At 59.6% G+C, this 22,353-nt stretch carries 17 protein-coding genes and 1 tRNA gene; 12 read left to right on the forward strand and 6 right to left on the reverse strand.

The features are described from left to right. Positions 1-176: 176 nt before the first annotated feature. On the reverse strand, positions 177-1,190 hold the full coding sequence (locus tag CLV89_RS18480; RefSeq protein ID WP_106165142.1) for a class 1 fructose-bisphosphatase: 1,014 nt from the start codon (positions 1,188-1,190) through the stop codon (positions 177-179). Positions 1,191-1,600: 410 nt separating this feature from the next. Between CLV89_RS18480 and CLV89_RS18485 the strand changes: the two genes are divergently transcribed. The 5 genes from CLV89_RS18485 to dnaE all read left to right on the forward strand — a co-directional run bounded on the left by CLV89_RS18485 (position 1,601) and on the right by dnaE (position 8,813). Beyond that, positions 1,601-2,503, forward strand: coding sequence for an HAD-IIA family hydrolase (locus CLV89_RS18485; protein ID WP_106165170.1), 903 nt, complete (start codon positions 1,601-1,603; stop codon positions 2,501-2,503). A gap of 60 nt (positions 2,504-2,563) precedes the next feature. Further along, positions 2,564-4,210: a Na/Pi cotransporter family protein gene (locus CLV89_RS18490; RefSeq protein ID WP_106165143.1), complete on the forward strand. Its 1,647-nt coding sequence runs from the start codon at positions 2,564-2,566 to the stop codon at positions 4,208-4,210. Positions 4,211-4,357: 147 nt separating this feature from the next. Then, complete coding sequence (locus CLV89_RS18495) at positions 4,358-4,933, forward strand: histidine phosphatase family protein (protein ID WP_106165144.1); 576 nt, start codon at positions 4,358-4,360, stop codon at positions 4,931-4,933. Between the two features lie 78 nt (positions 4,934-5,011). Beyond that, positions 5,012-5,087, forward strand: a tRNA-Val gene (locus CLV89_RS18500). Between the two features lie 225 nt (positions 5,088-5,312). Beyond that, a complete protein-coding gene (dnaE, locus tag CLV89_RS18505; protein WP_106165145.1) occupies positions 5,313-8,813 on the forward strand; it encodes a DNA polymerase III subunit alpha in 3,501 nt (1,166 codons plus the stop codon). Positions 8,814-9,144: 331 nt separating this feature from the next. On the opposite strand, the gene CLV89_RS18510 is transcribed toward dnaE, so the two are convergent. Beyond that, the gene (locus CLV89_RS18510) at positions 9,145-9,633 is read right to left on the reverse strand and encodes a DUF995 domain-containing protein (protein ID WP_106165146.1); all 489 of its coding nucleotides are present in this window, start codon (positions 9,631-9,633) and stop codon (positions 9,145-9,147) included. A 231-nt stretch (positions 9,634-9,864) separates the two neighbouring features. Beyond that, entirely contained in the window at positions 9,865-10,059 is a 195-nt protein-coding gene (locus tag CLV89_RS18515) for a SlyX family protein (protein ID WP_106165147.1), read from the reverse strand. A gap of 143 nt (positions 10,060-10,202) precedes the next feature. Here CLV89_RS18515 and hisS point away from each other — a divergent pair, with 143 nt between their 5' ends. From hisS to hisG, 3 genes are read left to right on the forward strand one after another with little or no spacing between them, the layout of a single operon-like run. Next, on the forward strand, positions 10,203-11,717 hold the full coding sequence (gene hisS / locus CLV89_RS18520) for a histidine--tRNA ligase (protein ID WP_106165148.1): 1,515 nt from the start codon (positions 10,203-10,205) through the stop codon (positions 11,715-11,717). Positions 11,718-11,719: 2 nt separating this feature from the next. Then, complete coding sequence (locus CLV89_RS18525; protein WP_106165149.1) at positions 11,720-12,811, forward strand: ATP phosphoribosyltransferase regulatory subunit; 1,092 nt, start codon at positions 11,720-11,722, stop codon at positions 12,809-12,811. Continuing rightward, the gene (hisG, locus tag CLV89_RS18530; RefSeq protein WP_106165150.1) at positions 12,808-13,500 is read left to right on the forward strand and encodes an ATP phosphoribosyltransferase; all 693 of its coding nucleotides are present in this window, start codon (positions 12,808-12,810) and stop codon (positions 13,498-13,500) included. The genes CLV89_RS18525 and hisG overlap by 4 nt, the downstream gene beginning before the upstream one ends. Before the next feature lie 140 nt (positions 13,501-13,640). Here the strand turns inward: hisG and CLV89_RS18535 are convergent, their stop codons facing one another. After that, a complete protein-coding gene (locus CLV89_RS18535; protein ID WP_106165151.1) occupies positions 13,641-14,072 on the reverse strand; it encodes a DUF1489 family protein in 432 nt (143 codons plus the stop codon). 187 nt (positions 14,073-14,259) lie between these two features. Between CLV89_RS18535 and CLV89_RS18540 the strand changes: the two genes are divergently transcribed. The 4 genes from CLV89_RS18540 (at position 14,260) to CLV89_RS22435 (ending at position 19,536) form a co-directional block, all read left to right on the forward strand. Continuing rightward, positions 14,260-16,557 carry an adenosylcobalamin-dependent ribonucleoside-diphosphate reductase gene (locus CLV89_RS18540; RefSeq protein WP_106165152.1) on the forward strand — a complete coding sequence of 766 codons (2,298 nt, stop codon included), beginning with the start codon at positions 14,260-14,262 and terminating at the stop codon, positions 16,555-16,557. A gap of 318 nt (positions 16,558-16,875) precedes the next feature. Next, a complete protein-coding gene (locus tag CLV89_RS18545; RefSeq protein ID WP_106165153.1) occupies positions 16,876-17,973 on the forward strand; it encodes an AAA family ATPase in 1,098 nt (365 codons plus the stop codon). Between the two features lie 500 nt (positions 17,974-18,473). Further along, positions 18,474-19,253: a hypothetical protein gene (locus CLV89_RS22430; RefSeq protein WP_133166748.1), complete on the forward strand. Its 780-nt coding sequence runs from the start codon at positions 18,474-18,476 to the stop codon at positions 19,251-19,253. Continuing rightward, positions 19,237-19,536, forward strand: a complete 300-nt coding sequence (locus CLV89_RS22435) for a hypothetical protein (RefSeq protein WP_133166749.1) — start codon at positions 19,237-19,239, stop codon at positions 19,534-19,536. The genes CLV89_RS22430 and CLV89_RS22435 overlap by 17 nt, the downstream gene beginning before the upstream one ends. Positions 19,537-19,561: 25 nt before the next feature. Here the strand turns inward: CLV89_RS22435 and CLV89_RS18555 are convergent, their stop codons facing one another. Together CLV89_RS18555 and CLV89_RS18565 are read right to left on the reverse strand one after the other, a co-directional pair. Then, positions 19,562-20,176 carry a DUF2026 family protein gene (locus CLV89_RS18555; RefSeq protein WP_106165155.1) on the reverse strand — a complete coding sequence of 205 codons (615 nt, stop codon included), beginning with the start codon at positions 20,174-20,176 and terminating at the stop codon, positions 19,562-19,564. Positions 20,177-20,788: 612 nt separating this feature from the next. Beyond that, positions 20,789-21,901 (reverse strand): hypothetical protein, encoded by a 1,113-nt coding sequence (locus CLV89_RS18565; RefSeq protein ID WP_133166750.1) that lies wholly within the window; start codon positions 21,899-21,901, stop codon positions 20,789-20,791. Between the last annotated feature and the right edge of the window lie 452 nt (positions 21,902-22,353).

The following is a 22,353-nucleotide window of genomic DNA, read 5'->3' on the forward strand; positions in this document are numbered from 1 at the left end:
ACAGATCACCTTCTGAGGTTGTTTGAAATGTCATGCACGAAATGAGCGCAACACTACAAGCGGAACTTGAACGGATATCGGATCTGGCAGGGCACCGTTTCGGCGCATCCCTTGGTCAGATAGCCTGACCTCTGGGGGGGCGGCGGCATGCGCCAACGCGCCACCAGACGCGGGATCTAGGTCTGGGTTCCGGGGGCGAGCGCTTCTGCGAGGGTGTCGATTTCTTCGGCGGCCCCGAAAAACAGCGGGACACGCGCGTGCAGGCTGTCCGGGGTGCGATCCAGGATCGAGGTCACCCCGTCTGTTGCCTTGCCTCCGGCCTGCTCGATCAGAAACGCGATGGGAAAGGCCTCATAGGCGAGGCGCAGAAAACCGCCCTCATATCCGGCTCGGCTGTCCGCCGGGTACATGAACACGCCGCCCTTGCGCAGAATACGGTGCAGATCACCCACGGCGGCGGCAATCCAACGCATGTTGAAGTCGCGACCTCGCGGCCCCTCGCGTCCGGCAAGAAGCGCGTCGATATAGTCCCGCAAGGGCTGCGGCCAGCGTCGCAGATTGGAAGCGTTGAACGCGATGGTCGAGGTGGCCGGGGCAATCTTCACATCCGGGCTGTCGACATGGAACACGCCGGTGACCGGATCACATGTGGCGATATGGGTGCCCGATCCGGTGCTGAACCCGAAATCAACGCTGTGACCAAAGGAGACATAGGCCGCGGCCAGGATGTCTCGACCCGACCGTAGCATGCTGTCGTTTGCGTCGAAGATGCAGAACAAAGCGCCCAGAGGTGCGCCAATCCCGATACTGCCAGAGCCATCAATGGGATCCATCGCAACGTCGAATTGCCCGTCCGCATTCAGGGTGATGACGTCATCGCTCTCTTCCGACAGCACGCGTGCCACGTCGCACTCCTGCAATACCGCCAGGTAGTGATCATGCGCGCCCATATCGAGCGCCTTCTGTTTGTCACCGGACTCGTTCACCCCGACCGTTGCAGTCGGATCGCCCGACAGCCGCCCCTGAGCCAGACGGGTCGCCAAAGGTGCGCTGGCATCCGCGATGACCTCAAGCAGACGCGCGAGTGCGGTGCTTTTAAGATACGCGTCCGCGCGGTTGGTCAGGAAGCTGGCGAGCGTAGGAGCACAGATTGCACCGTCATCTTTGAGTATCAATGTGTTGGGTGTCATCTCTGTTCTGTCTGTCCTGTGGCAGTTTTTGATATGGCGACCTGCGCAGGTCGCAGGGGTGGGGCGCGGCATCTGACGGGACCAGCGCTGCGCCCGAGCCAGGGTCTTGGACCACATTCGCCGCGGATGTGCCAGTGTCTCTTGGTGGGATGGGAGGCGGCAGCTGGGAAGGTTCGTTCCGGGCGGTGTCATCGGACCTGGGGGCGGTGGAAGAGGTGGGACCGCCCGTTTCTGTCTGGACCGTGTAGACCCTTCCCGATATCGAAGCGCAAATTGAGGCGGGTGCCCACGCCAGTGCAATCGGTCAACCGAGACGCGTGCTGCGTATCCTGCTGGCACCAGACCTGCGCTGCGTCCTGCGCAGCCCGGTTCGTGAACTGGTGGGCTGGGACATGAAAGGGAGAGGCATGATGATCGGCACCGAGTGGGCATTCGACAGATATGAGAGCGTCCGGGCGACGCTGCCCGAGGCGGAGTTTCCGTTGACCTCTCGGTCCGGACACGATCTGGGGGATACGGTCGACGATTACGATGCCTATATCCTTGATGCGTTTGGGGTGCTGAACCGGGGCGAAACCGCGATTGAAGGTGCAGTCGAGCGGATGGCAGCGCTGCGGGCGCTGGGCAAGCGTCTGGTCGTGCTTACCAATGCGGCCAGCTACACACGGGCGGAGGTTCTGGCCAAATACCACCGGCTCGGCTTTGATTTTGACGCCTCCGAGGTGGTGTCGAGCCGCGATGTGGCCTTTGCCGCGCTGCCGGAGCTTCCCGGAGGGCAGGTCTGGGCCGCTGCTGCTGCCGAGGGGGATGACTTCAGTGATGCCTCCGTCGGTGCGCGGATTGAACATCTGTCTGATGATCCGGATCTGTTGCGCAATGCGGGGGGCTTCTTGCTCCTGTCCTCCGCCCGTTGGAGCGCGGCGGACACCACCGCACTGACAGAGGCGCTGCTGGACAACCCGAGGCCGCTGATTGTTGCAAACCCCGATCTTGTCGCCCCCCGAGAGGACGGGCTGTCGGTGGAGCCCGGCCTGATTGCCCATGAGATCATCGAGCGTACGGGGGGGCAAGTTGCTTTCTTTGGCAAACCGTTTGGAAACGCTTTTGAAATTGCGCTGGCGCGCCTGCCGGGGGTATCGCGGGATCGGGTCGCCATGGTAGGCGATACGCTTCATACAGATGTGTTGGGGGGCGCGGCGGCTGGTATCGGCTCCGTTCTGATCACGGATCACGGTCTGTTCAGCGGTCAGGATGTCGCTCCCTACATCACGAGGTGCGCAATTCGACCGAGCTGGATTGTCTCGACGACCTAGTATCGCAACACTGCCGGGAAATTGGCGTCCCGGGTCGAAACCTGAGGATGGGAGACTGGATTGACGGCATTTTTGATACAGATCGCAGGGGCGGCCGCACTGCTGCTCTGGGCGGTGCGTTTGGTGCGCACCGGGGTGGAGCGGGCCTTTGCCACGCAGTTGCGGCAGGGGTTGCGCCGTGCGTCCGACAACCGGGTGTTGGCCGCTGTGTCAGGAATGCTGTCCGCGATGTTGCTGCAAAGCTCCACTGCCGTTGCGATGTTGGTATCGAATTTTGCCAGCAAGGGCGTTTTGACAGCCGCAGTCGGTGTGGCGATGCTGCTGGGGGCCGACCTCGGGTCGGCTCTTGTGGCGCAGATCCTGTTGGCACGTCCTGGGGTCCTGGTGCCGGCGCTTTTGCTGCTTGGGGTGGTCCTGTTCCTGCGCAGCAATCAGCGCAAACTGCGTCAAACAGGCCGTATCCTGATCGGATTGGCACTGATCTTCGTTTCGCTTGATATGCTGCGCACCGCCACAGCGCCGATCATCCAGAGCGAGGGGGCGGTGGCGATCCTCGGCTATCTCGATTCCGATCTGCTTACGGCGTTTCTGCTTGGCGCGGTTTTTGCATGGGTGGTGCATTCCAGCGTGGCGGCGATCCTGCTGTTTGTCACCATGGTCGCGCAGGGCGCCTTGCCGCCGATGGCTGCGATGGCGATGGTGCTGGGCGCCAATCTCGGTGGTGCCATGATCGCCTTTGTGTTGACGCTTGCCGCTGACGTGCGGGCCCGGCGGATCGTGACTGCCAATCTGGTCTTGCGCGGCGGGGGCGCGATTGCCGTGCTGCTCGCGCTCAGCTTTCAGGTGTTTGATCCGGCTTGGCTGGGTCAGGACGCCGCTGTTCAGGTGATGAACCTGCACCTTGCGTTCAATCTTGCGCTCTGCGTTCTGGCGTTGCCCATCGCCGGGCTGATCGCAAAGCTGAGCGAGCAGATGATGCGAGACCAGAGCACGCAAACCCTTGGTCGTGGGCTTAGCGCATTGGATCAGGCGGCGCTTGAAGATCCGCCGCGCGCCCTGAATTGCGCCGCCAGAGAGCTGCTGAGGATGGGGGAGGTCATCGAGAAGATGCTGGTCGCCGCCATGGGGCTTTACGAAACCTGGGATGACCGGGTGGCGACTGCGATCCAGGAGGATGAAAAAGCGCTGCGGCGTATGCATCTTGATCTGAAGCTTTATCTTGCGGGGATGAACCGTCACAAGCTGGATGACAACGCGGTCAACGGCGCGATCGAGGCGTCCCTTCTGGCGGCCAATCTCGAAGCCGCTGCGGATCAGGTCTCCAGGAAAATGATCGAACTGGCCCGTAAACTGTCCAGCGAGGGGATTTGCTTTTCCAAGAGTGGCAAGCAGGAAATCGGTGATTTCATGGATCGTATTCAGGCCAATGTGCAACTGGCGCTGACAGTCATGATGACCCGGAACCCGGACGATGCCCGCGAATTGGTCGCCGAGAAGGAAAGCATCCGCACCGCCGAACAGCGCCTGCAGAGCAAACATCTCTCTCGGCTGCGCGAGGGCGTGAGCGAGAGTATTGAAACCAGCGCCATTCACCAGGAGACGCTGCGTATCTTGAAGCAGGTCAACACATCCTTCGCCATGGCGGGCTATCCGATCCTCGATGAGTCCGGTGATTTGCTGTCGAGCCGGTTGTCCGCCCAAGAGTGATCCATGCGCTGAAGCGAGGCGCGGGCCGGATATTCACTACAGAACGTGCCGGTCACGTTGAGATGTTAGTGTTCAGTGGTGATATGCCTCACCACATGCTATCCGAAACGCAGCCTGTCTGGATCAGCTGTTTACGAGGATATGACGATGCGTGACTTTCCAAAGATCTGGTTTCTGCGCCATGGGCAGACCGTCTGGAATGCCGAAGGCCGTGTGCAGGGGCAGCTGGAATCGGACCTGACGGATCTCGGTATTGCACAGGCGCATCAACAGGCGGTGCTGATGGCGCCGATCCTCGCACAAGAGGCGCCGCCTTGCCTGGTTTCGCCGCTGCGCCGGGCGCAACAGACCGCAGGGATCGCCCTTGGCGGCCACCGTTTTGTTACGGAGCCGGATCTGGCCGAGGTGCAGGCTGGGCGTTTTGAGGGGCGGACCCGCGCGGAGATCGCGGCAGAGTTCCCCGAGATCGACGCTCGGGTGCAAACCCATCTGGATCTCTTTTGTGCCGCCCCGGACGGCGAGGGCTATGCGCAGTTCCACGGCCGGGTGTTGGGTCTGCTGCGCCGGCTGGAGGTGCCAACCGTGCTTGTGGCGCACGGTTTGTGGGGGCAGGTCTTGCGCGGCATCATCTGCGGTCTGGAGCAGGATGAGATGGCGGCGCTGCCCAATGAGCAGGGCTGTGTTTATGTTCTGGAAAACGGCACGGAAACCGTGCTGCACTGACGGGTTTCACATTTTCTGCAAAAAGCGGTAGATGCCCTCTTGCACTTCTCGCGCGTATTCACTAAATCCCCGCTCACCGGGTCGTTAGCTCAGTTGGTAGAGCGCTTCGTTTACACCGAAGATGTCGGGAGTTCGAGCCTCTCACGACCCACCATCTTTCCCAATGTTGTTTTGAATTATACACGGTCTGATCTGGTTCATCGAACCTGCTTTGCCTGCCATTCGCTGGCGTAGCCCATGGCCTCGAAGACGTCTCGGTGACGCGCCAGCGCGTGGCGCGCGTCGCTTTGGCATAGGTTGGGCAGAACTGCATACGCGACGGTCGGTTGCCATGCGATCTGATCTTTCCTGCGGCAACGGGCGCGAGTAGGGTCGCGCCATGACAGCTTCTCCCCGATTCATTCACCTGCGCACCCACACGGAATACTCTCTGCTAGAGGGGGCCGTGCGGCTGAAAAAACTGCCTGACCTGTGCAAAAGTCACAACATGCCAGCGATCGCGGTCACCGACACCAATTCAATGTTCGCGGCGCTCGAATTCTCGGTGTCGCTATCGGGCGCGGGCATTCAGCCGATCGTCGGCTGTCAAGTCGATCTGACATTCGAGAAGAGCGAGCCGGGCGAGAAGCCGAAGTTCCCCGCACCGGTGGTGCTCTTGGCGCAGAGCGAGGAAGGCTATGAGCATCTGATGAAGCTCTCCTCCTGTCTCTATGTCAAAACCGGCGGGCAGTTGCCTCAGGTCTCGATGGAGGAGCTGGAGGCCAACGCGGGCGGGCTGATTTGCCTGACCGGCGGGCCGGACGGGCCGGTGGGCAAGCTGTTGCAACAGGGCCAGCGCCCGGCGGCGGAGGCATTGCTGCGGCGGCTGAAGGGGATGTTCCCGGATCGCCTTTATGTGGAGCTGCAACGCCATCCGGGCGAGGACGGCCAGCCCGAGGCGGAAACCCTGACCGAGCGCGGCCAAGTGGAGATGGCCTATGCCTTGGAGCTGCCGCTGGTCGCCACCAATGACGTCTATTTCCCCAAAACCGAGATGTATGAGGCGCATGACGCGCTGATCTGCATCGCGGAGGGCGCCTATGTCGATCAGGCCGAGCCGCGCCGCCGCCTGACTGCGCAGCATTACTTCAAGAGCCAGGAAGAGATGATCGCGCTGTTTGCCGATCTGCCCGAGGCGATCGAGAACACGGTTGAGATCGCGCAGCGCTGTGCCTTCATGACCTATCGCCGCGATCCCATCCTGCCGAAGTTCGCTGATGACGAGGTGGTCGAGCTGCGCCGTCAGGCCAACGAGGGCCTGCAGCAGCGACTGGCCGTGATCCCGCATGCCGTTTCGGTTGAGAAATATCAGGAACGGCTCGATTTCGAGCTGGATATCATCGAGGGCATGGGCTTTCCCGGCTACTTCCTGATCGTTGCCGACTTTATCAAATGGGGCAAGGAGCAGGGCATTCCGGTGGGGCCGGGGCGGGGCTCCGGTGCGGGCTCGCTGGTGGCCTATGCGCTGACCGTGACCGACCTTGACCCGCTGCGCTACAGCCTGCTGTTCGAACGCTTCCTCAATCCCGAACGGGTCTCGATGCCCGACTTCGACATCGACTTCTGCATGGATCGCCGCGAGGAGGTGATCAAATACGTGCAGCAGAAATATGGCCGCGACAAGGTGGGGCAGATCATCACCTTTGGTGCGCTGCTGTCCAAGGCGGCGGTGCGCGACATTGGCCGGGTGCTGCAGATGCCCTTTGGTCAGGTGGATCGCCTGTCGAAGATGATCCCGGTCGAGGGCGTCAAGCCCGTGTCGATCGAAAAGGCGCTGCTGGACGAGCCGCGACTGGCGGAAGAGGCCCGCAACGAGCCTGTGGTGAACCGGCTCCTGACCTATGGCCAGCAGGTCGAGGGGCTGTTGCGCAATGCCTCCACCCACGCCGCCGGTGTGGTGATCGGCGACCGGCCGCTGGATGCGCTGGTGCCGCTCTATCAGGATCCGCGCTCCGACATGCCGGCGACCCAGTTCAACATGAAATGGGTGGAGCAGGCCGGCCTGGTGAAGTTCGACTTCCTCGGGCTGAAGACGCTGACCGTGATCCAGAACGCGATGGAGCTGATCTTCAAATCCGGGCGCCCGTTGCACATCAACGCCGATGGCACGCAGCTGTTCGAGCCGGCAGAGGGGGCGGAGAACCACATCAACGCCATTCCGCTGGATGATGAGGTCACCTATGACCTCTACTCGCGGGCCAAGACGGTGGCGGTGTTCCAGGTGGAATCCACCGGCATGATGGACGCGCTGAAGCGCATGAAACCCAACTGTATCGAGGACATCGTGGCGCTGGTGGCGCTGTATCGTCCCGGTCCGATGGAGAACATTCCGGTCTATTGCGAGGTCAAGAACGGGCAGCGCAAGATCCAGTCGGTGCACCCGCTCATCGACCATATCCTCGAGGAAACCCAGGGCATCATCGTCTATCAGGAACAGGTGATGCAGATTGCCCAGGTGATGGCGAACTATACGCTTGGCGGCGCCGACCTGCTGCGCCGCGCCATGGGTAAAAAGATCAAGGAGGCGATGGACGCCGAGCGCCCAAAATTCGAAAAGGGCGCGGCGGAGAATGGCGTCGACAAGAAGAAGGCCTCGGAAGTCTTTGACCTTTTGGAGAAATTCGCCAACTACGGCTTCAACAAATCGCACGCGGCGGCCTATGCGGTGGTGTCCTACCAGACCGCCTGGCTGAAGGCGAACCACGCGGTGGAGTTCATGGCCGGGGTCATGAACTGCGATATCCATCTGACGGAAAAACTGTCGGTCTATTTCGAGGAAGTGAAGAAGGGGCTGAAGCTTCCCTATGCGGCGCCGGACATCAACCGCTCGCTTGCCACCTTCGATGTGGTCGAGGGAGAGCTGATCTATGCGCTGGGTGCGCTGAAGAACGTCGGCGTCGATGCGATGAACCTGATCGTGGAGGCGCGCGGCGATCAACCCTTCGTGACGCTTTATGATTTTGCCCGCCGGGTGGACCTGAAACGCGTCGGTAAACGCCCGTTGGAGATGCTGGCACGGGCCGGGGCCTTTGACGTGCTGGACAGCAACCGCCGCCGGGTGTTCGAGAGCCTTGAAGGGCTGGTGAGCTATTCCGCGGCCATTCAGGAACAGAAGAACTCCAACCAGGTGTCGTTGTTTGGCGAGGCCGGGGACGACTTGCCCGAGCCGCGCATGGCAGGCGTGCCGGATTGGTTGCCAGCTGAACGCCTGTCCGAGGAGTTCAAGGCGGTGGGCTTCTACCTCACCGGCCACCCGCTTGATGACTATATGCCAGCGCTGAAACGCAAAGATGTTATGACCCTGGACGAGGTGATGGCCAAGGCCGAGCGCGGCCCGTTCATGGCCAAGATGGCCGGCGTGGTGGCGGGCCGTCAGGAGCGCAAATCCGCACGCGGCAATCGCTTTGCCTTTGCGCAGCTATCGGACACCACCGGCGCCTATGAGGTCACCATCTTCTCCGATGTGCTGGAGAAAAGCCGCGACCATCTGGAGACCGGCTCCAAGGTGGTGATCACCGCCGAAGCAACGATGGAGAGCGACCAGCTGAAATTGCTGATGCGCTCTGCCGGGCCAGTGGACTCCGCGATTGCTGATGCCGGGCGCTCCAGCTTGCGGGTCTATCTGGAAAGCGCGGCGGCAGTGGGGACGGTGGCCACGGTCCTTGAGGACGCCAAGAAAGCGGCCAGGAACGCCAGCCCGGGAGAGATCTACGTCTACCTGCAGGACCCGAACCTGCCCGGTGATGTGGAGATGGACCTCGGCCAGATGTTCCCGATCAATCCGCAGATCAAGGGCGCGCTCAAAAGCCTTGAGGGCGTGATGGATGTGGAGGAAATCTGAGGGGGGCGACCCGGCCTATCAGAAACTTGTGGCCCCCTTATGGATCGTGTCTTAATCGGCGACAATCCGGACTATTTTTGAGGTTTGTCGCCGTGCTTTTGATGCGCCGGCGCGGCCTGAGAATCAGTTTCATCTGATCTTTTGCGCTTTGATCTGCGCTTAAAGCCAACGCTGGTCTTTGAATGGCCGCACGCAAATGCTGCGATCAAGCCGATAGAAGATGCGTTCAATCCGCTGAGGTATTTCAGACCCATTGCTCAGTATGGGTCGCGCCCCAAACCTTGACGGATGCGGATCGAGGCGGAGGCCTCGACCCGAGGCGTTCGTCAGATTAGAGGCCGATCTTGTCGCGGGCCTTCGCAACATCCGACTGGTAGACGTAGCCGCGTCTCAGGCTGCTGTTGGAGTTGGTCATCGGCCACCACTCGGATCCGCCCGGCCAGCGACGATACATCACCCCCCAAGAGTTGATAACATGCTGAATGCAAAGAGGTTCTGAGACCGAGCTGCCGACGTTCGCACCTTCGGACCAGAACCAGGTGAGGTTCTGGCACAGGGTGCCATCCTGAGAGACGCTCCAAGTTCCTGCGGCCATGCTGTCGCTGTTTTCTGAACACCAAGCGCGCGCTCGTTTGTTTGGGGACAGGTAAATTCCGCCCTGACAGCCCTGTTCCCAGAGGTCGGTCTTGCCTGAGTAGGTGTTGATGACTTTCTGCGCAGATGCCGGACGCGCGTTGCGCGGTTTCGGATCTGCCAAGGCCACCATCGGAAGGCTGGCCATCAGCGAAATGGACAGTAGGGTTTTAACGGAGGGCACCATGGATCTTGTCTCCTTGCGCAGCGGTTTCTGTGATCGAGTTAATTTATCTAAAATCATGGCCAAGTTTCACGCCAGATGACAAGATCAATCGCCGTGCGTTATGGCCAGCCTGGCTCTTGGGGCTGGGCTTGGGCACGGGTCAGACAGGGTCTTGGTCACAGATCAGGAAGCCACGCCCACGGGTGATTTAATGCCGGGTGGCGGTGGCTCGACCAGCAGCATGTCGCGCCGTCAATAGTGCGGCGGCCGCTCATCCCCGAACACGGCGCCGCCGGTGCCCTCGGCCTCACGCTGGGCCTCGCGCTCCATCAGCATCTGCACGCGGCGTTTCAGCACGTCGATGTCCGCCTGCTGGGTGGTCACGATCCCGTTCAGCTCGTCCACGGTACGGGTCAGATAGGCGATCTGTTCTTCGAGGTGTTGCATGGCGCGGATCTCCCTGTGTCGGGGCTGATGTAACGCGGGCGCAGGCCGCCGTCCATGGGGCAGGGGCAGGCCCTCGCACCTTGCTGTCAGAGGTCCCTTGGGCTAGACGCTCATCCGAGAGAACCACCCGCAAGGAGGCCACAATGGCCAAAGCCAAGAAGCAGCCCCGTCCCAAGGCGATCACGCCCAAGGGATTCCGTGACTATTTCGGCGAAGAGGTGACCCAGCGCACGCATATGCTGGCCGCCATTGCGGAGGTTTATCATCATTACGGGTTCGATGCGCTGGAATCCTCCGCCGTCGAGACGGTCGAGGCACTTGGCAAGTTCCTGCCCGATGTGGATCGCCCCAATGCCGGTGTCTTTGCCTGGCAGGAGGCTGATGAGAACGACCCCGAGGGCAAGCCGGGCGACTGGATGGCGTTGCGCTATGACCTGACCGCGCCCCTCGCGCGTGTTTACGCACAGCACCGCAACGAGCTGCCCAATCCCTATCGCCGCTATGCTATGGGGCCCGTTTGGCGCAATGAAAAGCCCGGTCCGGGCCGCTATCGCCAGTTCTATCAATGCGATGCCGATACTGTTGGCACCGCGTCGATGGCGGCGGATGCCGAGATCTGCATGATGCTGTCGGACACGCTGGAACGGGTCGGCATTCCGCGTGGTGACTATTTGGTGCGCGTCAACAACCGCAAAGTGCTGAACGGTGTGCTGGAGGCCATGGGCCTTGCTGAGGACGATCCCAAGCGCGACGACGTGCTGCGCACCATCGACAAGTTCGACAAGGTCGGTGAGACCGGCGTGCGCGAGCTGTTGGGCAAGGGGCGGCTGGATGCCTCTGGCGCCTATATCGATGGCGTGGGGCTTGAACCGCAGCAGGCAGAGCCGGTGCTGGCCTTCCTGACATCGAAGGGCGACACCGTGGCCGAGACCATGACCAACCTGCGCGCGGCCGTCGGCGACAGCAAGGTGGGGCAGGAGGGCATTACAGAGCTTGAGCAAATGGGCGCGCTGTTTGCCGCCGCTGGCTATGGCGATGATCGCATCCTGATCGACCCCTCGATCGTGCGCGGGCTTGGCTATTATACCGGCCCGGTGTTCGAGGCGGAGCTGACTTTCGAGATCTTCGATGAGAAGGGCCGCAAACGCCAGTTCGGCTCGGTTGCGGGCGGCGGGCGCTATGACGGGTTGGTCAAACGCTTCACAGGTCAGGAAGTCCCTGCGGTGGGTCTGTCCATCGGGGTTGATCGTCTGCTGGCGGCGCTGCGTGAAAAGGGCCGTCTGTCGGCCACGCCGACCGGCCCGGTGGTGGTCACGGTGATGGATCGCGACCGGATGGCGGATTATCAGTCCATGGTTGCCGAGCTGCGGGCTGAGGGCATTCGGGCAGAGGTCTACCTCGGCAATCCGAAGAACTTTGGCAACCAACTGAAGTACGCAGACAAGCGTCATTCACCGGTGGCGGTGATCGAAGGCGGCGATGAGAAGGAGCGCGGTGTGATCCAGATCAAGGATCTGATCCTCGGGGCCAAACTCGCCGAAAGCGCCACCTTGGAAGAGTGGAAGGAACGCCCCAGCCAGTTTGAAGTGCCCCGCACGGAGCTGGTTGCTAAGGTGCGTGACATCCTCGCCAGCCAAGCCAAAGATCAGGAGGGCTGACTATGCCCAACCGTTCCCAGATCGAAGCCCGCGCGGCGCTGTTGCGTCAGCGCTTTGAGGTGGCGGGGGGCGTGGTCGTCGACCCGCCCCTGCTGCAGAATGCCGACACGCTGCTTGACCTTTATGGCGAGGACATCCGCGCTCGCGCCTATGTGACCTCGGATGCGCTGCGCGGCGAGCAGATGCTGCGGCCCGACTACACGCTGCCGGTGGTCGAGATGCACATGAAAGGCGGTGCGGAACCGGCGCGCTACACCTACGCTGGCGAAGTGTTCCGCCGGCAGGAGCATGACCCGGATCGCGCCAATGAATTTGTCCAGGTCGGCTATGAGGTCTTTGACCGCACCGATCCGGCGGATGCGGATGCGGAGGTCTTTGCGCTGTTTCACCTGCAGCTACGTGGTCTTGAGCTGCGCGTGGCGACCGGCGACATCGGTATCCTGATGGCGGCGGTCGAAGGGCTGAAAACCACCGAGGTGCGCAAGGCGGCGTTGCGACGTCACATTTGGCGACCACGCCGGTTCCGCGCGCTGCTGGACCGGTTTGCAGGCCGCACACCGATCTCCGAGAGCCGCAAGAAACTGCTGTCGACCTCCGGCCCTTTGACCGGCTCTGCGCCGGAAATAGGAAAACGCCGGGCGGCGGAGATCGACACCCGTATCGAGACCCTGCGGGGGGATGCCGCTGCGCCGCCGATCGCTGAGCATGAGATGGCCGCACTCGAAGCCTTGCTGGCGGTGCGCGAAACCATTCCCTATGCACTGGAGCAAATGCGCGACATCGCGGTGGACCTACCGTCGATCCTGCCGGCGCTGGACCGGCTGGAGGCGCGGGCCTCGGCGCTGCGGGCCCGGGGCATCGATGTCGACCGGCTTGATTTCGAGGCCGCCTATGGGCGCACCTCGATGGAATATTACGACGGGTTTGTCTTTGGGTTTTACGCCGAGCGCCGCCCGGATCTGCCGCCGATCGCCACTGGCGGGCGCTATGACGCGCTGACGCGGCTGTTGGGGCAGGGGGACGAGATCCCGGCTGTGGGCGGCGTGATCCGCCCCGATCTGATCCTGACGCTGGAAGGGGAGGCCCGGACATGAGCATCAAGCTGGGCGTGCCGTCCAAGGGACGGCTGATGGAGAAGACCTTCGACTGGTTTGCCAAGCGCGGCATCACCCTGTCGCGGACCGGGTCTGATCGTGAATACGCAGGCGCGGTCGAGGGTGTGGAGGGCGTCGATCTGGTGCTGCTCTCGGCGGGCGAGATCCCGCGCGAACTGGCCGCCGGGCGCATCCACCTCGGGGTGACCGGCACCGACCTGGTGCATGAGAAGCTGCCGCGCTGGGAACAGCAGGTCGAGGAGCTGGAGCCAATGGGCTTTGGTGAAGCGGACCTGATCCTGGCGGTGCCGCAGTTCTGGATCGATGTGGACACGCTGGAGGATCTGGACGCGGTCTCTGCCGCCTTCCGCCGCACCCATGGCCACCGGCTGCGGATTGCCACCAAATATCACCGGCTGATCCGCGAATTCCTCGCCGATGCGGGGGTTGCGGATTACCAGTTGGTGGACAGCCAGGGCGCCACCGAAGGCACGGTGAAGAACGAGACCGCCGAGATGGTGGCTGATATCACCTCCACCGGCGAGACCCTGCGTGCCAACCATTTGAAGATCCTGTCGGACGGTCTGGTGTTGCGCAGCCAGGCCACCCTGTGGCGCAGCCGGGTGGCCAAATGTTCGCCCGAGGACAAGGCGGTGCTGAAGGCTCTGCTGGATCGTTTCGACGGGTAGGGGGATGCGAGGCTCTGCCTCGCGCTCCGAGATATTTGTGAAAAGATGAAGGGCTGCGTTCTCGCAGTCCTTTTCTTTTGGCACGAACGTCTCAGGGGGAAGTACGGCAGGTCCGGAGTGGCGGCGTTCAGATCTTGGGCTCAGAGCACCCCAATTTCGGCCAGAGCCTGCGACAGTTCAACAGGCAGGGCCTCTTCCTGGTCGCGCCCCTCGGGCAGGTCTGCCGGGGTGTCCTCAGGTTTCAGGTAGCGCCAGCCCTGAAAGGGGCGCTTGGGGGCGGTGTTGGTGCGGCGCACTTCTGGAGCGAGCACAATGGCGCAGCGGCGGATCTCGTCCTCGCCTCGCACCTCATCCATGCGCAGGATACGCTGGCGGCACTGGATCATCCCCTTGATAACCCAGTAGATCGAGCCGCCGTTGAGGATCTCGTCCTCGCGTTTCGGCCACATGCGCGTGACATGGCGCGGCAATCCGTCAGCCCAGCGTTGCGCATAGCTGGCTTGCCAATCCATCAGCCCCTCGACGCTTTCGGTGCCGACCGAAAGCTTCAGGAGGTTTACATGCTTATCCACAGCTTGTCCCCAGAGTCGTCCAGTGTTTCAGCTGTATATAGTAGCTCCCGTAGTGTTGGCGGCAAGGTCTTGTGGTGTATTCGTGAATAAAATGCTAAACTGTCCGGAAATCACCGTTGAGAGCGGGCCTCTCTCGGGCTATCTACACTGCTTGTTTGCACACCGACCGACCACAGGGATTCGCCATATGAGCCGCTTTGCCGCCCCCATCGCCGAGCAGATTTGGGACATGAAATATCGTTTCAAGGATGCTGAGGGCACGCCGATCGACGCCACTGTCGAGGACAGCTGGCGGCGGATTGCCCGCGATTTGGCGCGGGCCGAGGCCAAGCCTGACGTGTGGGAGGAGAAATTCTATGCCGCACTTGAGGATTTCCAATATCTTCCGGCAGGTCGGATCACCGCCGGGGCTGGGACTGCACGGCAGGTGACATTGTTCAACTGCTTTGTGATGGGCACGGTGCCGGACAGCATGGGCGGCATCTTCGACATGTTGAAAGAGGCGGCCCTGACCATGCAGCAGGGCGGCGGGATCGGCTATGATTTCTCCACCATCCGGCCGCGCGGCGCTGATGTGAAGGGTGTGGCGGCGGATGCGTCCGGACCATTGTCCTTTATGGATGTCTGGGACGCCATGTGCCGTACCATCATGTCGGCGGGCTCGCGCCGCGGGGCGATGATGGCCACCATGCGCTGCGACCACCCGGATATCGAGAGTTTCATCACCGCCAAATCCGACCCCGCCCGCCTGCGCATGTTCAACATGTCGGTGCTGGTCACCGATCCGTTCATGGATGCGGTGAAGGCCGACGGCCCCTGGGAGCTGACCTTTGGCGGCAAGGTCTATCACACGGTGCAGGCGCGGGATCTGTGGAACAAGATCATGCAGGCGACCTATGATTATGCCGAGCCGGGAGTGATCTTCATCGACCGGATCAACGCCGCCAACAACCTGAACTACGTCGAGCAGATCGCCGCCACCAACCCCTGTGGCGAGCAACCGCTGCCGCCCTATGGCGCCTGTCTGCTGGGCTCGATCAACCTCGCGCGGCTGGTGACCAACCCGTTCGACAACGATGCCGAGCTGGACCCGGAGGGATTGAAAGAGCTGGTCGCCACCGCCGTGCGGATGATGGACAATGTGGTCGATGTCTCCAAGTTCCCGCTGGAGGCGCAGGCACAGGAAGCGCAGAACAAGCGTCGCATCGGCCTCGGGGTGACTGGCCTCGCGGATGCGCTCCTGATGCTGGGGCTGCGCTATGGCTCCGACGAGGCGGCGCGTCAGACCGAGCGCTGGCTGCACCAGATTGCCCGCGCCGCCTATCTGGCCTCGGTGGACCTCGCTAAGGAAAAAGGCGCCTTTCCGCTGTTCGATGCCGAGGCCTATCTGGCGTCGGGCAACATGATGAACATGGATGATGACGTGCGCGAGGCCATCCGCGAGCACGGCATCCGCAACGCGCTGCTAACGTCGATCGCGCCCACCGGCACCATCAGCCTCTATGCCGGCAATGTCTCCTCCGGGATCGAGCCGGTGTTTGCCTATGCCTACACCCGCAAGGTGCTGCAGAAGGACGGCTCGCGCACCGAAGAGGAAGTGGTGGATTACGCGGTGCAGATGTATCGCGAGAAATTCGGCGATGATGCCGAACTGCCCGACTATTTCGTGAACGCGCAGACTCTGGCACCCGCCGATCACGTGAAGATGCAGGCGGCGGCGCAGAAATGGATCGACAGTTCCATCTCCAAGACCATCAATTGCCCCGAGGATATCGACTTCGAGGCCTTCAAGGACGTCTACATGCAGGCCTGGGATCAGGGCTGCAAGGGCTGCACCACCTATCGCCCCAATGATGTCACCGGCTCTGTCCTGTCTGTTTCCGAAAGCGCCGATACCGCGCCGGGCGAGAGCGTCGATGCGCCGCATGAAAGCGGTCTGGATGGCAATGGCGCTGAAGTGGTCTACATGTCGGAGCCGCTGGACCGGCCGCAGAGCCTGGAAGGCCATACTTACAAGCTCAAGTGGCCTGACAGTGAACACGCGATCTATCTGACCATCAACGATATTCTCATCAACGGTCACCGTCGTCCGTTTGAGGTCTTCATCAACTCAAAGAACATGGAGCACTACGCTTGGACGCTGGCCCTGACCCGGATGATCTCGGCCGTGTTCCGGCGCGGCGGTGATGTGTCCTTTGTGGTCGAGGAGCTGAAGGCCGTGTTCGATCCGCGGGGCGGTGCCTGGATGCAGGGCAAGTACATCCCCTCCATGCTGGCGGCGATCGGCGGCGTTATCGAGACGCATATGATCAAGACGGGCTTTATCGAAGGCGAGGGCATGGGGCTGAAGACCGACCCGACGGCGCAGGTGGTGAACCTGAACCAGCCGCGCGGCAAGGCCTGCCCGAGTTGTGGACAATATGACATGCAGATGGTTGAGGGCTGCATGACCTGCCGCAGCTGCGGCCATTCTAAGTGCGGGTGATTTATCCGCGGGAGATGAAGTGTGTCTGACCTACGATAAAATGTCCATTTCCGGGGTAATTTGACCATTCCGGCACAGATCAAATGACCACCGGCTGCACTGCAGTCGGTGGTTTCTTTTTATATCAATGGCTTGCGTGTCTGGCGGTTTCGCGGCCTCTGATGCGCCGTCGTAGCGCTCCGCCCTGTTGGGCGCCGTTGACGGCCAGCCGCGCTTTCGGCATCCATCAGGGCCAATCCCGGCCGGGTTCTTTCCAACATCCCCCTCATGCAGAACCTCTGCCTGAGGGCATGGCGCAACGCGCCAGAAAGGACCTCCATGACGAAAATCAAGTTCATCGATGCCCACTTCTCCGATCCCGACGAGAACGAGTTCGCGCTCAAGCGCCGCTTCGAATGGCACCTGCGCAAGCTCCGTGCCCTTCAGGATGGGGTATCCCCAAAGGTGCCGAGAGACTTTGAAGATGAGTTGCGCTGGAACGAGGACCTCATCGCGGTGCATCTCTCGGAAAAGGACCGTAACAAGGTGCTGCGCCGTGCGCGCCGGGTAATGGGCGCGCGTGCCAAGGCTTCCGGGCTCAGCCATCTTAGGTCTGATGACCGGCGCGCGCTGGAGGTGTTCCGCGGCGGGGCTGAGCTGGTCGGCATCGCCAGCGAACACCGCGCCGATGAGATCGCCGCGGCCATTCATGCCGAGATGCCCTGGATGGCGGCCGCCACTGACTTCCTCTGGAAGGCGATGCGCCGCTCGGTGCGGGCGGGGGAGCCCGGGTTCCGGCTGCCGCCCGTGCTGCTCGATGGCCCGCCGGGGGGCGGCAAGAGCGTGTGGTCGCGCGAACTCGGGCGCCATCTCGGGGTGCCGCGCTGTGGCATCGAGGGAACCGCAGAGCAGGCCTCCTTCGTCGTGAACGGCTCGCAACGCGGCTGGGGTTCGGCCTTCCCTGGACGGCCTCTGCAGGCCATCGTGCAGAGCCTCTGCGCGAACCCGATCGTGGTGATCGACGAGATCGAGAAGGCCGGGAGGCCGACCTCGACCAAGGGACAGGCCTACGGCTTGGCCGACGGGCTGCTGCCGCTGCTGGAGCGCTCGTCTGCCGTGGCATGGAAGTGCCCCTATTATCAGGTCGGCTTCGACATGTCCTGGATCAGCTGGGTCCTGACCTCGAACAGCCTGAGGACGCTTCCGGCCCCGTTCCTGAGCCGCCTGGACATCCTGCGTCTAGTCGGCCCTGGCAAGAGTGATCTCATCTCCTTCGCGGAGCGCGAGGCCGCACGACGGGGGCTGTCTGATGCTGCCCTGGGCGCGATCTGCGAGGTGATCGATCAGATTGCTCAGGCGCATGAACTCAATCTGCGCCATGTGTCCAGGATGCTGTCGAGGGCGGAGGCGATGGCAAGCAGCCCGCTGTCGCATTGAGTGGTTGATGCGAGCGCGCGCCTTAGGTCGGTCAAGACCAACGCAGCCGCTTGGGCTGATGGCCGCAGCTGGCGGGTGTAAGCTCAAGCGGCATTCGTGCAAGGCGCAACTTTACGCCAGGCGCCGACACGAAGGGCGGCAACCGGACCTTGGCTGCGTCTGCGAAGGTTCCGCGCCAAGCGGGCAAAAGCGGCCATTCAAGCCCTGGCCGAACGAAACCCACATGCTGCGCTGCGCACCAAGGTCGGCTATGCGCAGGAAGCGCCTTTTGCAAACTCAGGCGTTTGACGCAGCCAGCAGTGGTTTTAAGCTGCGGCGCAGTACACCATTCCCGCCGTTCGCTGCGACTGTGAAGTTTTGAACCCAGTGCGTTCAAACAGTGCGGACAAAGCGACATTCGTTGCGGGTGAGCCAAAGTAGGCTTTCGCCAGTTCAACACTCTGCTCGACGAATGTTAAAGGTTCCACTATTACGCCGACTTATAGAGATGGAAAATTAAGATGACCAGAAAATCTGATGCGCGCCTCAATAGAGATCGAAAAGGCATCCCTCAAAAGAAAAAAATTGCACATACTGAAATCGATCACGATAAGAAAGTGAAGTTTATTCTGACTAATGATATTTTGGTGAATCAACTTAAACGTGACGGCCCGCGCGTGGCAAGATCATTTGACAGGCTGGCTAAACATGAAATTGCAGAGTGCAGCGTGCTGTTTTCATCAGTTCAAGGTATGTTGCTGCGACATCTCCCCCACATTGACGATAACGGATTTAAAGCGACGTCTGCTCGCCTTTTATCTAGTGCATCGAACTCTTACGTTGCTAGTTTAGAAGTCGCGCGGCACGGGTTTCCAAGACAATATGGTTCCTTGGCTCGAATGGTTGTCGAAACGCTTGCTACCGTTCTTGCACTTGCTACCAACTCGGAAGCATTGGAGCAGTTTCACTCAGGCAAGTTGGCGTCGAGCAAGTGCGTCACCTGGGCAAAAAATACATTACCTATACTTCCACCCTTGTGGCGCATGTTGAGTAATGATTTTGTCCATATTGGTAAAGGTCACTCCACACTAGACATGCCAAAACAATACACATCGGACGATGAAGCGCTTGGTTTCATAATGGGATCAATGATGATGATGGCTTGGCTGCTGCAAATCGTTACAGAACTTGTTTTTGCTGATGAACAAATTGACCTACTGTATTGGAAGCGATCTGGCGACGGGTGGTCATTCGATCCTTCACCAGAAGCGGTTAAATGGATGGATGAGCATTTGGCATGAATTAACCAATTGGTATCGGCACTTACTTCCTAAGTTCCCGAAAGCTGCCATCCAAGAGGTGGTGGCCGCTCCGGCTGATGCTGCGCCCCCAATTAGTGGCAGCGATGCGCAGATAGCGCATTTGCAAACTCAGCCTTTCAGCTTGTTGAAGCGGGAATCTTCGCCGCACAGCCGCATCAAAAAGCTGCCTTTAGCTGCACATGCAGCGTTACAACGCTGCAGAAAAGCCGCCCAACGGACAAAGCTGCTGTTCGCCCGTATGGCAGATTCGACTTTAATTTAGCTAAAAGCGTGCATTGGTAATATGCTTACCACTTCGACCTGAGCGAAACTGCTTTAAGTGTGACCGGGCGAATCTTTCCATTCTGATCTGCGGTTGCGACAGAGGTCTGAATCTTTTTTGGCGTCTTCCTGAACCACTGTGAGCACAGGCTTGCCAAGTCTTGATTTCCCAGCTGTTCGACAAATTGCATCAATAGAGTTTCAGATAGTTCTGGGTTGTGTTGGAAAAAGAACTGACCAGCATGGCTCATTTCGTTTGGATTTCCTGCCATGTCTGAGAAGCGCTTCTGAAACATTTTAGGACGCGCGGTAAAGGCGGTCTTCTTAAGTGTTCCAAAGTTTGGAGCCATGAAGTCGAGCAACCACCCGTCAGCCTCAACCCAACAATGAAATCCCTCGCTAGTGCTCGTTATTCCCGCATGAGTTACCTCGCCGAAACAGAGAACTTGATGGTCATCGCCCAAGTGATACGTTGCCAAACCGCAACGAACCTTTGCATCTACCCCGAAATGATCGACCAAGATGTTTGCTCCAAAGAGGCTGTAGTAGATGCAAGCATAGGCAGGATCACCATCTTCGCTTTCGACTACTGCCGAAATGATTTGAAAAATTCGTTCGTAATCTCTCAGCTTAATCAGCATTGCCCACCTTCATAAACGACATTGGCTTGCGCAAGAACGTTCGATTTACTATTCCAAGTCCGCTTCGCTGCATATAGCTGTCATAAGAGCATCGCGTAGCAGAGGTCAATTAGGGGATCGATGCTTTCCTGTGATGGAAACGTAGCTTTGAGGACGATGTGACTTGCCGTCGGCTGACAGCAGCCAGCCCTTCGACGACATTCGCGCGTGGCGCAGCATCAACTCTGCTGCAGGAGCTAAGCGAGATGGCCATCTTCCCGATAGCGGGCTCTTGCTAAGAATGCAGTATGAAAAAATGAGTATTTAGAGAGACACCGATTAGCTTGGCCTAAATATGTCCAGATTCATTCAGTAACTCCTCGTATTTCTCGTGGCTAAGCGTACAGTCCACAAGTTCCTGAAATTGTGGTTTTGTCAATTTGCATTGGCGCGCCATCTGGGAGACAAGTGGAGGTCCTAGAGTTTTATACTTAGTGCCACGGGACGTCTTGGTGTTCACGATAGTTTTCTTGCCGTTCTTATCATAAAAATGAAAGTAGGAATGGTCGGTATTATTCTTCTGAAATCCTTTTCGAAGCAACGCTGCTTCAACATCATCACGCTTCATAGACATCAGGACAAATTCTCCGAAATTCGCTTTCTGAGCTCCTTTGCAAGCTCAATGGCTTTAGGCGACAGCGCCTTGTCCTTCTCTTGAGCGTACTCGATCCAAAGCATTTTAAGGGCCTCGTCTATTTCATCTTCCAATGCTGATCGTGTCTCAGCGCAAACCAATATACCGAAGTCACCCGAAGTGGACAGAAACCCACTTTCTTCGTCGAGTTCGATTTCAAAGCTCAGTGGAGGATATACTGATAGGTAGCCGTCGTTGTGTTCGAAATTTTTTACCGTGATGGTGGAAAGATCAAGCTCGGTCACATCATCCACATCTGAAACCAGAGTAGGGTCACTCTTCTCGTCATACTGGATGTTGCCGTGGATCTGGATTTGCCCTCGGGCATTTTCTAGTAGGGTTGGTTCGAAATCGTCTTGGTAAAAGGCTTGAACCGTGCGCCCACTCAGAAGTTTCAGAGACAATGACCTTTGAACAAAGTCCATCTTTACAAGAGTACCAATCAGATACCCAGGCGTCTCTCCTAACTCATGCACTTTTCCGGCAGCTTCAATATTCTCAATTTTGTCTAAGGCGTCCTTGCCACCCAAGAGACATCGTTGCTTGTAGTCCTCAATAGAAAGTATTAGGCCAGATCTCTTCGGGGGTTGCGCGGCTTTATATCGCTTCAGGATCGCTGAACGGTAAACATGATCAGGAACGACTTGGGAGACATCGGTGACGTTTCCTGCTTCGATCGCTTCAGTAAGCAATGTAAACTTATTCGCAACAGATTTTATTTCGTCTTCGTTGAAGAAATCTTCAGATGGATCGCCAATCTCCTGAGGCAGAGCGTACCCACCGCTTTCGGGAATCTGGCAAATTAGAGCGAATGTCTTCTCGACTTCGCGAGATACCCTCGCCCTTTGCTTCATAACGTCGCCACGTTCTTGTTTTGCCAAGAGATATACAATCTGTTGAATGTTATCTAAGGCACGGACCATGACTTGGGCAGGCAAAGTGTGCCCGGCGGTTCTAGGGCCTTCAAAGTGCAGGCGGATGTTTCTCTCGTCCATAGCTGAAAATCCAACCAATTCAAGCTGACGGCTTCCCAATCCAATCAGGGAGGCCATGTGATCGCGTCCAAGCATGTACTGTCAAATAGGTGTGAGAGTAAACACGCTAAGGAAACCTCCCATCAATGACGTTGATGCATGTGTTCTACACACCATGTACGAATAGTTCGTTTCATCGTGTCAAGAAGGATCTAGGCCTCGTGACAGAGCGCTAATGCAGCTTGTTCAGCCCTCACGGCATCGCGTGGCAGCCATGATTTTGCAAAGGCAGGTATCTTCAGCATCTCTGCCGCTGGTGCAACCCGCAGCATCAGCAGATGACACCTCACCTTGATGAGCGTCTGCTTCCGGGAAAGTGGCCAGGTAAATTCGCACTGGCAGCATCTTGGGAGCGGGCCCCTTTTCTATGGCCGCTTCGGGGCTGGCTGCTGTCAGCTGACGGCTGGAACCTGGTGCGGAATCGCTGCGACTTCGCTGCCGCACCGCCGCATGTCCACTTAGAGCCCAGT

Source organism: Tritonibacter scottomollicae, from assembly GCF_003003215.1.
Taxonomy (GTDB): Bacteria; Pseudomonadota; Alphaproteobacteria; order Rhodobacterales; family Rhodobacteraceae; genus Epibacterium; species Epibacterium scottomollicae.

What these genes read in the sequence shown, in the direction of transcription:
- CLV89_RS18485 (WP_106165170.1), top strand. Translation starts at nt 1,601, where the DNA reads ATGATCGGCACCGAGTGGGCATTCGACAGATATGAGAGCGTCCGGGCG.
- CLV89_RS18565 (WP_133166750.1), bottom strand. Translation starts at nt 21,901, where the DNA reads ATGGCCTCCCTGATTGGATTGGGAAGCCGTCAGCTTGAATTGGTTGGA.
- CLV89_RS18495 (WP_106165144.1), top strand. Translation starts at nt 4,358, where the DNA reads ATGCGTGACTTTCCAAAGATCTGGTTTCTGCGCCATGGGCAGACCGTC.
- CLV89_RS18540 (WP_106165152.1), top strand. Translation starts at nt 14,260, where the DNA reads ATGAGCCGCTTTGCCGCCCCCATCGCCGAGCAGATTTGGGACATGAAA.
- CLV89_RS18510 (WP_106165146.1), bottom strand. Translation starts at nt 9,633, where the DNA reads ATGGTGCCCTCCGTTAAAACCCTACTGTCCATTTCGCTGATGGCCAGC.
- CLV89_RS22435 (WP_133166749.1), top strand. Translation starts at nt 19,237, where the DNA reads ATGAGCATTTGGCATGAATTAACCAATTGGTATCGGCACTTACTTCCT.
- CLV89_RS18555 (WP_106165155.1), bottom strand. Translation starts at nt 20,176, where the DNA reads ATGCTGATTAAGCTGAGAGATTACGAACGAATTTTTCAAATCATTTCG.
- CLV89_RS18480 (WP_106165142.1), bottom strand. Translation starts at nt 1,190, where the DNA reads ATGACACCCAACACATTGATACTCAAAGATGACGGTGCAATCTGTGCT.
- hisS (WP_106165148.1), top strand. Translation starts at nt 10,203, where the DNA reads ATGGCCAAAGCCAAGAAGCAGCCCCGTCCCAAGGCGATCACGCCCAAG.
- hisG (WP_106165150.1), top strand. Translation starts at nt 12,808, where the DNA reads ATGAGCATCAAGCTGGGCGTGCCGTCCAAGGGACGGCTGATGGAGAAG.
- dnaE (WP_106165145.1), top strand. Translation starts at nt 5,313, where the DNA reads ATGACAGCTTCTCCCCGATTCATTCACCTGCGCACCCACACGGAATAC.
- CLV89_RS18525 (WP_106165149.1), top strand. Translation starts at nt 11,720, where the DNA reads ATGCCCAACCGTTCCCAGATCGAAGCCCGCGCGGCGCTGTTGCGTCAG.
- CLV89_RS18545 (WP_106165153.1), top strand. Translation starts at nt 16,876, where the DNA reads ATGACGAAAATCAAGTTCATCGATGCCCACTTCTCCGATCCCGACGAG.
- CLV89_RS22430 (WP_133166748.1), top strand. Translation starts at nt 18,474, where the DNA reads ATGACCAGAAAATCTGATGCGCGCCTCAATAGAGATCGAAAAGGCATC.
- CLV89_RS18515 (WP_106165147.1), bottom strand. Translation starts at nt 10,059, where the DNA reads ATGCAACACCTCGAAGAACAGATCGCCTATCTGACCCGTACCGTGGAC.